Origin of the sequence: Butyricimonas sp. BSD2780061689_150309_C8, from assembly GCF_015560935.1 — a bacterium.
GTDB lineage: Bacteria > Bacteroidota > Bacteroidia > Bacteroidales > Marinifilaceae > Butyricimonas > Butyricimonas paravirosa.
This window is the reverse complement of sequence record NZ_JADMSV010000001.1, coordinates 298,691-314,182: the sequence shown is the minus strand read 5'-3', so window position 1 is coordinate 314,182 and position 15,492 is coordinate 298,691. Positions and strand designations below refer to the sequence as shown.

Below are 15,492 nucleotides of genomic sequence, written 5' to 3'. Positions count from 1 at the left end.
AATGTGAAAGAAATTTCAAAGTCCTATTTTCTTAAATCATTACTTGTTGTGACAGGTGTGTGAGTATAATGATTAATTATGGATATTTATTATATGGTTTTCTTTGTCTATATCCATAGTAAAGATTGTGCTAAATAATAGTTTGTAATTGTTTTATCAAATAAATATTTAAGTGAAAAAAGTAATGTTGGTTTTTGGGACTCGTCCCGAAGCAATAAAAATGGCTCCTCTTGTGAAAGAGTTTGAGAAATATGTAGATAAATTTCAAACAATTGTATGTGTGACGGGGCAACATCGTAAGATGCTTGATCAGGTATTGGATTTGTTTGATATAGTACCGGATTATGACTTGAATATTATGAAAGAGAATCAAGATCTTTATGATGTTACAGTTCGTGTTCTTGTTGGGATGCGGGATGTGTTAAAATGTGAACAACCCGATATTGTACTTGTGCATGGAGATACTACAACGTCAATTTCTGCTGCTTTAGCCGCTTTTTATCAGCAGATTCCTGTTGGCCATGTTGAGGCTGGTTTGAGAACTCATAATATTTATAGTCCATGGCCGGAAGAGATGAATCGATTAATTACTGGTAAAATTGCAAGTTATCATTTTGCTCCTACATTATTAAGTAAAACTAATTTGCTTGCGGAAAATGTACAGGAAGAACAAATTATTGTTACTGGTAATACAGTAATTGATGCTCTATACTGGGTGATACGTAAAATTGAATCAAATGAGGAGCTTCGTTTTGAGCTTGACAAGAGTTTAAGAGATTCTGGATATGATGCTGGACGTTTGATTGATGGGAAGAAACTAGTATTGATTACGGGACATCGGCGAGAAAATTTTGGAGAGGGTTTTAACCATATTTGTCAGGCTATTAAAGTTCTTGTCGAAAAATATCCAGAAGTTGATTTTGTGTATCCTATGCATTTAAATCCGAATGTTAGGAAACCAATTAGGGAAATATTTGGGGAGGACTTGGTACAATTGAATAATATATTTTTTATTGAGCCACTTGAATATTTTTCTTTTGTTTATTTGATGGAGAAAGCACACATCGTTCTTACTGATAGTGGGGGAATTCAAGAAGAGGCTCCCGGATTAGGGAAACCTGTATTAGTTATGCGAGACACAACTGAACGTCCGGAAGCACTTGAAGCGGGAACCGTTTTGCTTGTAGGAACAAATACAGAACGAATTATTGATAATGTTTCTATTCTATTATGTAATAGTGAATTCTATGATAAAATGAGTCATGCAATTAATCCCTATGGAGACGGGCTGGCTTGTCAACGAATTGTTGATATTCTTTCTTGAGTATAGATTTGTTTGAAATATCGATTTAGATGAAAAAGAAAATTGTTTTCATATTGAACACAGTACAAGACCCAAGATGTTATAAAAGAATTAATGAATTTCGTCAAAATGGGTATGAGGTATCTGCTTATGGTTTTAGCCGGGAAACGAGTACTTGTGTAAACTTTGATCATATTAATATTGAAATTCTTGGTTGTTATTCAAATACATTAAGTTATTTTAAAAGATCTTTTAAAATAATATCATCGTTGTATGGATTATTTAACAAATATCGTGGTGCTGATGTTATATATTATTATTTAGGTCTAGATATTGCGTTTTTTTCATTGATTATAGCACCCCGTAATTGTTTTATTTATGAAGAAGCAGATTTGACATACACATATATGAAGAACAGTTTAATAAGAAAATGCTTTAAGAAAATTGATGAATTCGCTATAAAACGTTCAATACACACTGTTTTTACGTCAGAAGGTTTTGTACAATATCATTTTAGGAAAATAAGCCCTAAAAATATTTCAGTAATACCTAATCGTTTAAATGAAAAAATATTATCATTGAAGATACTACCTAAAAATCCAATTAATATTGATAAAATCAAATTCGCTTTCGTTGGAGCTGTTAGATTTAGGTCTGTCTATAATTTTGCAAGAATGTTATTGAAATATTTTCCTCATCATGAGATTCATTTTTATGGATATATCATGGATAATGTGAGAAAGCAATATGATGAATTGAAGGCCTTTCCAAATATTTTTTTCCATGGTTCTTTTAAAAATCCAGATGATTTACCCTTGATTTATTCAGAAATTGATATGGTACTCGCTACTTATGATTCTGAATTTGAAAATGTAAAATATGCAGAACCGAATAAGGTATACGAGTCAATTTATTTTGAAACTCCTATTATTGTGACTCAAGGAACTTTTTTAGCTGAAAAAGTGAATAGTTTAAATATTGGTTATGCGATTGATCCTTTAGACGATCAGGCTTTAGTAAAATTTATACGTAGTTTATCTGCTTTGGATATAGAGCAGAAAATTCGAGCTTGTCAATTGATAGGGAAAAAGTATTGTGTGAGTGTTAATAAAGATTTCTTCCTTAAGATAAAGGAAATTGTAAATAATTGATTTGTAAAGCTTCTCTGTTGATGTTTTAAAGTATTTGTGTTTTATATTAATTGAATGAAAATATTATATATTCATCAGTATTTTGTTACTCCTGAAGAACGAGGTGGAACACGTTCTTATTGGATAGCAAAAGAGTTGGTAAAGTGTGGGCATGAGGTGGTGGTAATTACCTCGCGGAGTTCTATTAAAGGATATGAAAGAAAGAAAATCGAGGGGATAGATGTTCTTTATTTGGGGAATAATTATAATAATTATATGTCTAAATGGCAGAAAGTTAAGTCTTTTTTGCGATTTGTGCGATTGTCGATAGCCCAAGCAAAACGGGAGGGAAATGTTGATCTTGTTTTTGCAACGTCGACACCTTTAACAGTCGGATACATAGCTTTAAGGCTTAAATGTTTAAAAAAGTGGAGATATGTATTTGAGGTCCGTGATTTGTGGCCGGAATTTCCCATACAAATAGGCGCTATTCGTAATCCTTTCGTGATTAAATTTTTAAGATTCATGGAGAGGAAGATATACCTGAATGCGGAACATATAATAGCATTGTCTCCGGGTATGAAGGATGGAGTTATATCAGCGGGAATCTCCAAGTCGAAAGTAACAGTCATTCCTAATATGTCGAAACCAGATATATTTTACCCGCGAGAAAAATCACAGGATTTTATTAAAGAATTCTCTATTGATGTTAACAAGTTTAATGTTATTCACTTCGGTTCGATGGGAAGGGCTAATGGTTTATCATATATTATTGAAACAGCGAGATTATTTCATGAACGGTCGATAAATGATGTGAATTTTATTTTTATGGGAGATGGTGCGACTTTACCTTTATTAAAAGAATTAGTTAAGAAATATGATTTATCGAACGTGTCGTTCCTCGGAGCTCATAAAATGAGCGTAGTATCTGAAATTGTTAATATATGTGATATTAGTATTGTGCCATTTTTAAATTTACCAGTTTTATATACGAATTCTCCGAATAAGCTTTTTGATACGTTATCTGCGGGGAAACCAATAATTGTGAATTCTGCAGGGTGGACAAAAGATTTGGTTGAAAAGTATGACTGTGGTTTTTATGTAGATCCGGATAGTCCTCAAGACCTTTATAAAAAAATTGTTAGTTGCAAAGATAATAAAGAGCTAATAAACCAATGGGGGAGAAATGCTCGACGCTTGTCAATCGATGTTTTTGATAAATCGAATTTGTCTTTGGCTGTTGTGGATATTCTAGAAAAATGCAATAGCAATAATGTATCAGAATTGTTTTAAACGCTTGTTCGATTTCTTGTTCGCTTTAATGATTGCCCCTTTTTGCTAGTTTGTTTTATTGTTTTACGTTTCGCAAGGATCGGGGATTTATTTGTTCTGTTTCAGAATATAAATGTTAAAACAAGTGAAATGAGAGAATTTGGTTCGGATTTCCATTTTTGTAATGATATAAAAAGAGGCTTGCCTTTTAGTGATTATTTCCCAAAAGTCATTTATTACGCTTGTGGGAGGCAGGCTCTTCTCGCAGTTTTGGAACGGGGAAAGTATAGACGGGTTTGGTTTCCTCGTTATTTTTGTTATGACGTTATAGATTACATTTGTCAAACGGGAATTAAAGTTTCTTTTTATAATGATTTTCCCGGTAACCAAGATGACGATGATGTGATTGACAAGCTCAATTTTCAAGTTGGGGACGTGTTATTACGAATGAATTATTTTGGGACAAGGAGTTGGAGGGATAATTCACGTGTTCCCGTTCCAGTAATAGAAGATCATTCTCATGATTTGATCGGCGAGTGGTCGATCAAAAGTAATGCTAATTGGTGTATTGCGTCACTGAGAAAGACCTTGCCCATAGCCGAAGGAGGCGTGCTGTGGTCTCCCGTGGGATATGTTTTACCTCAAGTGGAACAAACAAACGAGAACGAATTTTTTTCAAAAAATAGATTCATGGCCATGGAAATGAAAAGGCGTTACTTGGTCGGGGAGGATGTTGAAAAGGGAAAATTTAGAGATGTATACATGGCAACAGAGAATGGTTTCAAAGATTTACCGTTGTCTCGAATTTCTACCGATAGTTTAGAACTAGTGCAAAGTATAGGTATTGAGGAATGGTACTTGCAGAAAAAAAAGAACTGGAACCATTTGCTACAAGCTTGTTTCTCTAGTGCGGTCTGTCTTCCCCTAGAAAATGAGCAATGTAATCCTTTTTCTCTAGTGTTATTGTTTAATTCGAATCTTAAGAGAGAAGAAGTTAGAGTGGAGCTAATAAAAAGGAATATTTACCCGTCGGTTTTATGGAATCTTCCTGAAAATAGCACGGGGAAAGAGATCGATATTAGTAAACGCATGTTGTCTCTTCATTGTGACGGGCGTTATACCTTGGAGAATATGCAGGAATTAAGAAATGAACTTGAAGAGATTTGTAATTGATTCTCGGGAATAATCATGTTTGAAATAATTTTGATAAAGGATTCCTTGTACTGGGATCAGGTTGTCATGTCTTTTAAAGATCATGATGTCTATTACTTGAGCGGGTACGTGAAAGCTTTTCAGGTGCATGGTGATGGAGAGCCATTATTGTTTTACTACCATGATGCCGGTTTACGAGGAGTGTGCGTGTTCATGAAACGCGATATTTCAATGTTGCCTATTTATGCTAGTTTGTTAACTCCCCGAGAATATTTTGACTTGGTAACTCCTTACGGGTACGGGGGATTTATTTTTGAAGGGGATACAAGTCAAAAAACTTTTCACGTGTTTCAAGAAGCTTTTGTTGAATTGTTACAACGAGAGAAAATAGTATCCTTGTTTATCCGGTATCACCCTCAAATCGAAAATGCTAGGTATTTACCTTCTTTATTTTCCCCGGTTGATGTAGGAAAAACTATCGAGATGGATATCCGGTCTCCAGAAGTTATCTGGAATAATCTTACGAGTAAAAATCGGAATATGATTCGTAAGGCGGGAAAACTAGGTGTGAGTATTTGCCACGGCAAGGGGTTGCAATTGTTTGCTGTTTTTAAAAAAATTTACAACAGTACAATGGATAAAGATAATGCATCAGCGTATTATTATTTTGAAGACCAGTTTTACTTGTCAATAAATAATGACTTCGCTAGTAATCACGAGATATTCTATGCCTTGTATGGAGGAAAGATTGTGGCCATGTCAATCATGTTATATGCCAATCAACGCATGCATTACCATTTATCAGGTTCTTTTTGGGAATACCGATCCTTGGCTGCTTCTAATTTGTTGTTATACGAGGCTGCGTGTTGGGGAAGTCAACAGGGATTTAAAACATTCCATCTAGGTGGCGGTTTAGGTGCGAAAGAAGATGGACTTTTTAGGTTTAAACAAGCATTTTCTCGTAGTCAGGGACGAGTGTTTTCAGTAGGTAAATGTGTCGTAAATGCAGATGTGTATGCAAAACTTGTGAAAATGCGAGAAACTTATGATAAGAATTTTGACATGAATTCATTATTTTTTCCATTATATAGAGGAATGTAAAAGCAGAAAGCATTGGAATTATTAATTTTATAATGAAAATGTATGTATAAAAAGTTTTTCAAGAGGCTTTTGGATTTTGTCGTGGCCTTGATTGCCTTGATAGTTTTGTCCCCTTTTTTAGTGGTTGTGTACGTATGGTTGACTATCGTCAACAAGGGGGCAGGAGCTTTGTTTTTGCAAGATAGACCCGGGAAAAATTGTAAAATATTCAAGATTATCAAGTTCAAAACGATGACAGACGAGAGAGACGAGAATGGAGAATTATTACCAGATGTCATGCGATTGACTAAAGTCGGGAAATTTATTCGTTCTCTTTCCATTGATGAGTTACCCCAGTTGATAAACGTGTTGAAGGGGGAGATGTCTCTTATAGGTCCAAGGCCTCTAGTTCCGGTGTACTTGAAAGTGTTCGATGAATTCCAGCTTCGCCGGCAGGAAGTAAGACCGGGTATTACCGGGTGGTCTCAAGTTCATGGTAGGAACTTGATGAAATTGAGTAAGAAGTTCGAATATGATGTTTGGTACGTGGACCATGTTTCGTTGCTATTGGATATTAATATTTTGTTTAAAACTATCACTAACGTGTTCGCTCGAAAAGGGGTAGGGGAGGGGAGTGCAAACATGAAGGACGTGGACGATTTACATATTCTGGAGCGATTAAAATCAATGAAATTGTAATCATGAAAAAATTAGCCGTGATCGGTGCAAATGTTTTATAGGATAATGGATTATATATTAGCATTAATGAAGGTATATGGAAAAATATAGTATTTTTTTTAGGGCATTTGAGCCCAATGACTACTTATTGATTAATAAGTGGCGAAATGACCCGGAAATTCAAAAATTGACAGGGGGGACTTTTCGATATGTTTCTTCTGAACGAGAGAAAGAATGGGTCAGGGAAAAGATAATGAATAATACAACGGATATTTATTGGGCCATCTGCGTTAATGATGAATCCCAAAAGATGATAGGATACACGTCAATTAATAATATTGATTATATACACAGGAGTGCTTTTGGAGGGGGTGTCGTGATTGGTGATCGGGAGTACCGGGATGGAATATCTTTAATCGAGCGAGGTTTATTGCTGCTTTCTTATGCTTTCGACACATTGAATTTGAATCGAGTTTATGGGAGTTGTCTTGGAGAACACAAAACTTCTCTTTGTTTGGTGAAATCTATGAAATACGAGTTGGAGGGAATTGAGAAGCAAGCTATATATAAAGATGGCGTATATCATAATAGATTTTTATTTGCTCTTCTGAGAGAAGATTACTATAAGTATCTCCATAATGGAGATTATGAACTTCGAGCTATTATTAGAAGATTCAGAGATATATCAAAGGATAAATAAGATAACGAATGAAAGCATTTATTTTTCCGGGGCAAGGTTGCCAGAAGGAAGGGATGGGAAGGGAACTTTACGAGAAATTCCCGAAAGCGAAAGAATATTTTGAGTGGGCGAATCAATTATTAGGTCGACGTATTACGGATGTCATGTTTCATGGTTCGGAGTTGGAGCTGATGGAGACTAAAAACACACAACCCGCTGTTTTCCTTTATGAGGTGATTTTAGCATTGACTCAAGAGGAAGTTGCACCGGACGTTGTTGCCGGTCATTCCTTGGGCGAGTTTGCAGCATTGGTGGTTAACGGGTGTTTGTCATTTGAAGATGGATTGAATCTGGTACTAAACCGGGCCTTGATCGCCCAAAAGGTTTGTGAGAAATTTGATACAGCTATGGGGGCTATTATTGGTTTTTCGGATGAATTTGTAGAGAAAAGGTTGAAAGAAATCGCGGAAGAATCGGGCGAGCCTGTATATTTTGCAAATTATAACGGTCCCGGTCAGGTTGTGATTACAGGATCAAAAAAAGGGATCAAGTTAGCTTGTAAAATATTCAAGTCTGAGGGGGCAAAAAAGGCTGTACCACTTGCCATTGGAGGCTCTTTTCATTCTCCTTATATGGAGGAAGCAAGGAGTGAATTGGGGCTAATAATAGAAAATACAGACTTTAAAAAACCAAGGATTCCGATTTACCAGTGCGTGGATGGGAAAAGGCATGTGGATATAGATGAAATTAAGGCTAATTTAATTGACCATATCACACACCCGGTTCTTTGGACTCAGATTGTACGTAATTTGGAGCAAGATGGGATCACGGAGTATTATGAAGTTGGTACGGATGACACGTTACAGAAAATTGTGACACGTATGTGTCCAGATAAGAAAGTGGCATCTTTGACAGAAATATCTACATATATGAATAAAATCACTTATTTTAAAAAATGATAATTATGAATTTAGAGAAATTTATTCAATTATTCGCAGAGCAATTTGATGATACGTCTGCAGACGTGTTTACGGCAACAACAGTTTATAAAGAGTTGGAAGAATGGGGATCGTTAGTCGCATTGTCAATCATTTCAATGGTGGATGATGAATTCGATGTACGTGTTACCGGTACGGATATTCGTAATTGTAACACGATCGAAGAATTATATCAACTTGTAATTTCTAGATGAAAAATTATTTACTCGCTATTATAATAGCGAGTAAACTAAAAAGAACGATTATGTCTTTTTTGAGTGTAAAAAATGTGAAAATCAAGGGTTTGGCTGCTTGTGTCCCATCGCAGGTCATTGAAACTAAAGCATACGATTTGATGACAGAGGAGGAAATAAACAAGTACATACAATCTACCGGGGTTGAGAGAAAGCATCGGGTCACTTTAGAACAATGTACGTCAGACCTGTGTTACACTGCGGCTGAAAAGTTGATTTCAGATTTAGGTTGGAATAAATCTGAAATAGATTTATTAGTATTTGTTTCTCATACGGGTGATTATAAATTACCTTCAACTTCCTGTATCCTTCAAACTCGTTTAGGTTTACCCACGTCCTGCATGGCCTTTGACTTGAATCATGGCTGTTCCGGTTTCTTGTATGGATTGAGTGTTATAAGTAATCTTTTGTCTTCCGGTTCAATGAGAAAGGCATTGTTGTTAGTTGGGAATACTCAATCTAAAAATGTTAGTTACGAGGATCAAAGTACTTATTTGATATTTGGAGATGCGGGAGCAGTGGCTGCTTTGGAGTACTCGCCTGAAAATTGTGACTTGATGGATTTTCATTTTTTGACGGATGGTTCTGAAATGGAATCCGTTTATATACCTGATGGTGGCTATCGAAACCCGATAACTCCGGAGTCGTTTATAGTGGAGGATTTTGGTAATGGAATAAAACGGAATAGGACTCATTTAAAAATGAACGGAGCGGATGTATTTTCTTTCGCTAATTCTTTTATTCCAAAGTCTGTTAGAAGCTTAACGGAGCATTATAATATTGATTTGGATAAAATTGATTATTTCGTGATGCACCAGGCAAATAAATTTCTTTGCGAAAAGATCAGGACAAAACTTAAAATTCCGAAGGAAAAAGTGCCTTATTCTTTTCAGGATTACGGTAATTCATCCGGAGCCTCTATCCCTTTGACGATGGTGACCCAGATGAAAGATGTATTAAAAAAAGAAAAATTAGATTTATTGATGACGACGATCGGTGGTGGTTTTTCTATAGTTTCTGCCCGTATCTCTTCAAGTGATATTTTTTGTTCAGAGATACAATATATTTAGGTAAGGTTTATTTATTAAATTGAATGTATGGCTTTGTTTAGTATTGATCGGGTTAAGATCTGCGGATTTTCTGCCTGTGTTCCATTTCGAGTCGTTGAGAATTTAGAATCTTCTTTGTTTAGTTCGGAGCAGGAATTAAAGAAATATATATCAACAACAGGTGTGGAAAGACGCCATGTGGCAGAGCCTGATATTTGTTCTTCGGATTTGTGTTACAAGGCTGCGGAAAAATTAATAGAAGAATTGGGTTGGGATAAATCCGAGATAGAATGTTTGATTTTTGTTTCTCAAACCACAGATTATATCTATCCGGCTACCTCTTGTATTCTTCAAGACCGTTTAAACCTTTCGACCGAGTGTATCTGTTTTGATCTTTCATTAAGCTGTCCGGGATGGGTTTATGGATTATCAGCAATATCCTCTATTGTTAGTGCAGGTCGGATTAAAAAGGCTCTTTTATTAGTGGGTGAAACAGTTTCCAAGACGAGATCGCCTTTTGATCGGGTAAATTTAATATCGGGAGATGCGGGTACGGCAACAGCGTTAGAATACGCGGAGAATGTTCATCCTTTACATTTTGATTTGCACACGGATGGTAGTGGATACAAATCTGTGATGATTCCTGATGGAGGGTTTAGGAATCCCGTGACAGGAGAATCGCTTAAATATGAAGTTGGTGATGATGGTATTGAGAGAAATAGATTGCAGACACACATGGATGGTGCTACTATTTTTTCTTTTGCTATATCAAAAGCTCCTAAAAGTATCAAAAATCTTTTTGAGCATTTTGAACTTGATCAACAGAGCATAGATTACTTTGTTTTGCATCAGGCAAATTGGATGATTAACGAGCGAATAATAAGGAAATTAGGATTAGATGTCTTGAAATGTCCTAATAATATGCGTGATTTTGGGAATACCTCTTCAACAGCAATTCCGTTGACTATCGTCTGCCAGTTGGGACATCGTGTGCAGAATAAAAAAATTATCGCCACTGGTTTTGGTGGGGGATTGTCGTGGGGGAGTGTTTATTTTGAATTAGGTAGAGTTGTTTGTCCTGAATTATTATTTTTATAATTATATATTATGGATTATAATCCTTTTTCATTACAGAATAAAACTATTTTAGTAACGGGAGCTTCTTCCGGTATAGGACGTGCAATAGCTGTTGAATGTTCTCGTATGGGTGCTTTGTTGATTATCACGGGACGTAACGAGGAACGGCTTAAAGAAACACTGGTATTGTTATCGGGAGAAGGCCATTCTATGTTGCAAGCAGATTTGGTGATTACCAGTCAAGTTGAATATTTGGTTTCATGTTTGCCTAAATTGGATGGGATTGTTGTTTCCGCTGGGGTCAACGACAAATCTCTAATTAAGAATATTAGCATGGAGAAAATAGGACAGATGATGTCAATTAATTTTATGGCTCCGGTATTGCTTTTACAATCGTTATTGAAGAAAAAGAAAATAAATAAATTTGGATCAATCGTGTTTCTTTCTTCTATTTCTGCTTTTTACCCGACAATTTCTAATGGATTATATGCTTCATCAAAAGGGGCTCTGAACGCTTTCTCTCGAGTATTGGCATTAGAGGTTATGGGAATGAGAATAAGGGTAAATTGCATTCAACCGGCATTCGTTGAGACTGAGATGTTAATGAAATATCCATTGCAAGAAGAGATTCAGGAAATAAAGGATCATTACCCGATGGGTAGATTTGCAAAACCTGAAGAGATAGCGTACGCGGCTGTTTATTTTCTTGCAGATGTATCTCAATGGGTGACAGGGAATTTTTTTACCATGGATGGAGGTTTTACTTTAAGATAATAGGAAACTTCATGAAGAATTTGTTGATTATCGGTACCGGGAGTTTTGCACGGATCGTTCACGAATACGCTTTGTTGTCCAAAGAGTGTGGCCAAGAATGGCGTGTTAAAGGATATTTAAAGTCATCAGAGATGCCCGTGCAGGAATGCTTTGATTTGCCGGTAATAGAAACGGTAGATAATTATAGTTTGTCTGATGATGATGTTTTTATATGCGCTGAAGTTGATGGAAACGTGAGGCACTTGGCAGTGGAAAAAATTGTTGCAAAAGGTGGTAAATTTGTCAACATTATTCATCCACAATCTAATATTAGCCGGACAGCTGTTATCGGGGAAGGCAATATTATAGGGGCATTTACAACATTATCAATGAATACAAAAATCGGGAATCATGTAATTATTCAAGATCACGTAAATGTTGGGCATGATTCTGTTATTGAAGATTATGTCCATTTATATGTGGGGACAATAATCAGTGGCCGAAATTGTATTGATAAGTATGCTGTTTTATACACGGGGGGTACCGTGTATCCTAAAATTAAAATAGCTTCCAATGCTATTGTTGGTGCTGGGAGTGTCGTGATGAGGAATGTTAAAACATCAACAACGGTATTAGGAAATCCCGCGGCATTATTAAAATAGATGAAATGTCTTTAAGAATATCTTGTATACAAAATGAAATATTTTCTTCTAACACCTATATTATCGATAAAGATGGACGTTGTGTTATAGTTGATCCCGGTACAGAAGATTGTGAGGAATTGTTTAATTTTTTGAATCAGAATTGTTTAATTCCTGAATACATTATACTTACTCATGAACATTTTGATCATGTTTGGGGGTGTAACACGTTAAGGGATAAGTTTGGTTCCAAAGTTATTTCTTCTCGGAGATGTGCTGAAAATTTGAAAAAACCACAGCGGTATTTTTTGTTGTTATTTAGCGAAGATCGAGATGACTCTTTTTGTATCTCGAAGGTGGATTGGACATTTGAAGGGGATGGTCAGTTTATGTGGAACGGACTTTGTTTTGATTTTACTGAAACACGCGGGCATTCATCTGGTTCAATGTGTTTCAGTTTTGATAATTATCTTTTTAGTGGTGATACGCTTATCAAAGGACATAAGCCTGTTATTCGGCGTAAAGATGGGGGTTCACTAGATGATTTTAAGAAAAGTGTTGAACGGTTATTTATTAAATATGATAGTAGGAAAACGATTGTATACCCGGGACATGGGGAATCGTTCATACTTGAAGATATTGAAAAACAATACAGGAATCTATAACGGATTGTTTTCTAAATTTAAATAGAATGAAATCAAGAATTTGGCTCTCGTTGGCTCACATGAGCGGGCGGGAGCAAGAATTTATACAAGAGGCATTTGACACGAACTGGGTGGTCCCGTTGGGACCGAACGTGAATGCTTTTGAAAAATCTCTGCGAGATTTTTTAATTGAAAATGGAGAATTGAAAATTGAAAATGAAGAGAAACAGGTGGTGGCGTTAAGTGCAGGAACGGCCGCATTACATTTGGGCTTGATACTTTTAGGTGTTGGTGAGGGGGACGAGGTGATATGTCAAAGTTTCACGTTTTCTGCATCGGCAAACCCGATCGCTTATCTTGGGGCTAGGCCTGTTTTCGTGGATAGCGAGGAGGAGACGTGGAATATGGATCCGGAGTTGTTGGAAGAAGCGATTAAGGATCGAGAGGAAAAGACCGGACGGTTGCCGAAGGCGATTATTACCGTGCATTTGTATGGAATGCCGGGAAAATTGAACGAAATATTGGAGGTCGCTAATCATTATAAAATTCCTGTATTAGAAGATTCGGCAGAGGCGTTGGGTTCGGAGTACAAGGGGCGGAAGTGCGGGACTTTCGGGGAATATGCGGCATTGTCGTTTAACGGGAACAAGATGATCACAACATCCGGTGGCGGAGCGTTGGTTTGCCCGAACGAGGAACGAGCAAAACGGGCGTTGTTTTATGCCACGCAGGCGAGGGAGCAAGCTCCACATTACCAGCACGAGAAGATCGGGTATAATTACCGGATGAGTAATATCTGCGCGGGAATCGGGAGGGGGCAGATGTTCGTGCTGGATGAACATATTGCCCGTAGGAGAGCAATTCACGATTTGTACGTGAAGTTACTGAATGGAGTGAAAGGGGTGGAGGTGATGTGCCAGCCAGAAGGGGAAGGTTTTAATTCGAATTACTGGTTGACGTGTATCACGGTAAAACCGGAGGAAGCGGGTTTCACGAGGGAAGACCTGAGGTTGACTTTGGAGGGAGGTAATATAGAGAGTCGTCCGTTGTGGAAACCGATGCACTTGCAACCGGTGTTCAAGGAAGCCCCGTTTTACGGGAACGGAACGAGTGATCGGTTGTTCGAGATCGGTTTGTGTTTGCCGTCTGGGCCGACGTTGACTGACCAAGATATAGAAAGAGTGGCGAAAGTTGTGAGACAACTTTCTAATTTTAGATTTTAAATTTTAGATTGAAGGACCGAAAATAATTTATGATTTTGGATTGAGGGGTAAAAGATTTTAGATAGAGGTAAGATACTCGATAACAAGGGTGTGACGAGCGTGTTAGGGCTTTTGTCACACCCTTGTTGTTTGTAGGCATGCGGGGGCGTGCCTTTGTTGTTAAAGGTCATCTTGCGGGATATAAAAATAATCGTTATGAAAGAAACGAATGATCAGACGAGAGGTCTCATGCGAGACTGTTTTTTTGTGCGTCAGGGTGAACGTAGGGAAAGGTGTTTTTACTCGGAGATATTGTACGTGGAGGCTTCGGGATGTTATTGTTATATTCACCGTCGGGATAAGCCCCGGTTGTCGATTGCTTATCCTCTCTTGATGTTGGAGCCTTTTTTGCCCGTGGATATGTTCCGGCGGGTACACCGGAGTTATATCGTGAACCTTTGCGAAGTGGATGGTTTTATCGGGAAAGCGATCTGTATCGGTAAGAGCGTGCTTCCAGTCAGTCCACCTTACCGAGCGGCGGTCTTCGGGTGTTTTAATTTTTGGGATTTAGGACGGGTGAAAAAGGGGCGAGAGGATAAGGAGATGTAGGGGTAAGGAAATTTGTTAATCATTCTTGTGGGGTGACCTTATCCCCATTACGCTTTGTATTGTCGGTTTATTTTTTTATTTTTGTTGATAGTAATCAAGAAAGGAACACGTGTATGAAATCCACAAAAGAGTACATAGAGTTGTTGAAGGAGTTTAAAAACAAAGAAGCGGGACATTATGCAATATCCCGTATCGGGATTTTCGGTTCTGTTGCACGGGGAGAGCAAACGGAGGAGAGTGACGTGGATGTGTATGTAGAGTGTCCCCCAATGGGATTGTTTCGTCTTGGAAGCTTGAAAAATACTTTGGAACAATTGTTCGGATGCCGGGTTGATATTGTGCGTTTACGGGATCACATGAACGCTTTTTTGCGAGAACGAATAGAGAAGGAGGGTATTTATGTGTGATAAGCGACTTGTGTTGTCTGAAATCGGACAAATCATAGAGACTATCGATGTTGTTTTAAGGCGAACGAAAGATATTCAGATATTAAATGATTTTTTGCTTTCGGAATCAGGGATGATCCTGTTGGATAGTGTTTGTATGAAGTTAATAGCGATAGGGGAAAGTGTGAAGAAATTAGATCGTTTGACAAATAAAGATTTGCTGAAAAATTACCCTTCCGTGGATTGGAAAGGAGTTATGGCGATGCGAGACATCATTGTTCATCATTATTTCGAGATAGATGCGGAAATTGTTTTTCAAACGATACATGATGATTTGCCGTTGTTGCGGGATGTGCTTCTTCAGGTGCAAGGTGATGTGGAGTTATCTAGAATGTAAAGAGAGTGACTAAAATTTGAGGTGTTTCTTCGGATAAAATTGTAGAGATAAAGTATTCGATAATAAGGGTGTGACGAGAGTGTTAAGGCTTTTGTCATACCTTTTTTTGTTTTCCTATGTATCACGGTAGCTTTGTCATTTAAGTTTTTTTGCGGGTATAGATAATTGTATGTGGAGAAAAAAAGTCTGTTCGGATGAATTTTCCTGCC

Annotated in this window: 18 protein-coding genes; all 18 read left to right on the top strand. The window is 37.2% G+C overall.

The genetic code is table 11. From position 1 onward, the window contains the following. The first annotated feature begins 172 nt into the window (after nt 1–172). The 18 genes from wecB (at nt 173) to I2I33_RS01095 (ending at nt 15,283) form a co-directional block, all read left to right on the top strand. Nucleotides 173–1,324: a non-hydrolyzing UDP-N-acetylglucosamine 2-epimerase gene (gene wecB / locus I2I33_RS01180; protein WP_087419126.1), complete on the top strand. Its 1,152-nt coding sequence runs from the start codon at nt 173–175 to the stop codon at nt 1,322–1,324. A gap of 29 nt (nt 1,325–1,353) precedes the next feature. Continuing rightward, on the top strand, nt 1,354–2,454 hold the full coding sequence (locus I2I33_RS01175; RefSeq protein WP_087419125.1) for a glycosyltransferase: 1,101 nt from the start codon (nt 1,354–1,356) through the stop codon (nt 2,452–2,454). Nucleotides 2,455–2,508: 54 nt separating this feature from the next. Continuing rightward, complete coding sequence (locus I2I33_RS01170; RefSeq protein WP_087419124.1) at nt 2,509–3,726, top strand: glycosyltransferase family 4 protein; 1,218 nt, start codon at nt 2,509–2,511, stop codon at nt 3,724–3,726. Nucleotides 3,727–3,855: 129 nt separating this feature from the next. Next, complete coding sequence (locus tag I2I33_RS01165) at nt 3,856–4,878, top strand: hypothetical protein (RefSeq protein ID WP_087419123.1); 1,023 nt, start codon at nt 3,856–3,858, stop codon at nt 4,876–4,878. A gap of 15 nt (nt 4,879–4,893) precedes the next feature. After that, entirely contained in the window at nt 4,894–5,958 is a 1,065-nt protein-coding gene (locus tag I2I33_RS01160) for a peptidoglycan bridge formation glycyltransferase FemA/FemB family protein (protein ID WP_087419122.1), read from the top strand. A 42-nt stretch (nt 5,959–6,000) separates the two neighbouring features. Continuing rightward, nucleotides 6,001–6,636 (top strand): sugar transferase, encoded by a 636-nt coding sequence (locus I2I33_RS01155; protein WP_087419121.1) that lies wholly within the window; start codon nt 6,001–6,003, stop codon nt 6,634–6,636. A 76-nt stretch (nt 6,637–6,712) separates the two neighbouring features. Beyond that, a complete protein-coding gene (locus I2I33_RS01150; protein WP_087419120.1) occupies nt 6,713–7,315 on the top strand; it encodes a GNAT family N-acetyltransferase in 603 nt (200 codons plus the stop codon). 8 nt (nt 7,316–7,323) lie between these two features. Further along, a complete protein-coding gene (gene fabD / locus I2I33_RS01145) occupies nt 7,324–8,253 on the top strand; it encodes an ACP S-malonyltransferase (RefSeq protein WP_087419119.1) in 930 nt (309 codons plus the stop codon). 5 nt (nt 8,254–8,258) lie between these two features. After that, nucleotides 8,259–8,486: an acyl carrier protein gene (locus I2I33_RS01140; RefSeq protein ID WP_087419754.1), complete on the top strand. Its 228-nt coding sequence runs from the start codon at nt 8,259–8,261 to the stop codon at nt 8,484–8,486. A gap of 50 nt (nt 8,487–8,536) precedes the next feature. Next, complete coding sequence (locus tag I2I33_RS01135; RefSeq protein WP_162613662.1) at nt 8,537–9,595, top strand: 3-oxoacyl-ACP synthase III family protein; 1,059 nt, start codon at nt 8,537–8,539, stop codon at nt 9,593–9,595. Nucleotides 9,596–9,622: 27 nt separating this feature from the next. Next, nucleotides 9,623–10,672, top strand: a complete 1,050-nt coding sequence (locus I2I33_RS01130) for a 3-oxoacyl-ACP synthase III family protein (protein ID WP_195666713.1) — start codon at nt 9,623–9,625, stop codon at nt 10,670–10,672. Between the two features lie 9 nt (nt 10,673–10,681). Beyond that, entirely contained in the window at nt 10,682–11,425 is a 744-nt protein-coding gene (locus I2I33_RS01125; RefSeq protein WP_087419116.1) for an SDR family NAD(P)-dependent oxidoreductase, read from the top strand. Between the two features lie 11 nt (nt 11,426–11,436). Further along, on the top strand, nt 11,437–12,066 hold the full coding sequence (locus I2I33_RS01120) for a hypothetical protein (protein ID WP_087419115.1): 630 nt from the start codon (nt 11,437–11,439) through the stop codon (nt 12,064–12,066). A 5-nt stretch (nt 12,067–12,071) separates the two neighbouring features. Then, nucleotides 12,072–12,710, top strand: coding sequence for an MBL fold metallo-hydrolase (locus tag I2I33_RS01115; RefSeq protein WP_087419114.1), 639 nt, complete (start codon nt 12,072–12,074; stop codon nt 12,708–12,710). 26 nt (nt 12,711–12,736) lie between these two features. Further along, nucleotides 12,737–13,912, top strand: a complete 1,176-nt coding sequence (locus tag I2I33_RS01110; RefSeq protein WP_087419113.1) for a DegT/DnrJ/EryC1/StrS family aminotransferase — start codon at nt 12,737–12,739, stop codon at nt 13,910–13,912. A 195-nt stretch (nt 13,913–14,107) separates the two neighbouring features. Further along, nucleotides 14,108–14,500, top strand: a complete 393-nt coding sequence (locus tag I2I33_RS01105; RefSeq protein WP_087419112.1) for a LytR/AlgR family response regulator transcription factor — start codon at nt 14,108–14,110, stop codon at nt 14,498–14,500. A gap of 113 nt (nt 14,501–14,613) precedes the next feature. Beyond that, a complete protein-coding gene (locus I2I33_RS01100; protein WP_087419111.1) occupies nt 14,614–14,907 on the top strand; it encodes a nucleotidyltransferase family protein in 294 nt (97 codons plus the stop codon). Continuing rightward, nucleotides 14,900–15,283 (top strand): DUF86 domain-containing protein, encoded by a 384-nt coding sequence (locus tag I2I33_RS01095; RefSeq protein WP_087419110.1) that lies wholly within the window; start codon nt 14,900–14,902, stop codon nt 15,281–15,283. The genes I2I33_RS01100 and I2I33_RS01095 overlap by 8 nt, the downstream gene beginning before the upstream one ends. Nucleotides 15,284–15,492: the final 209 nt, after the last annotated feature.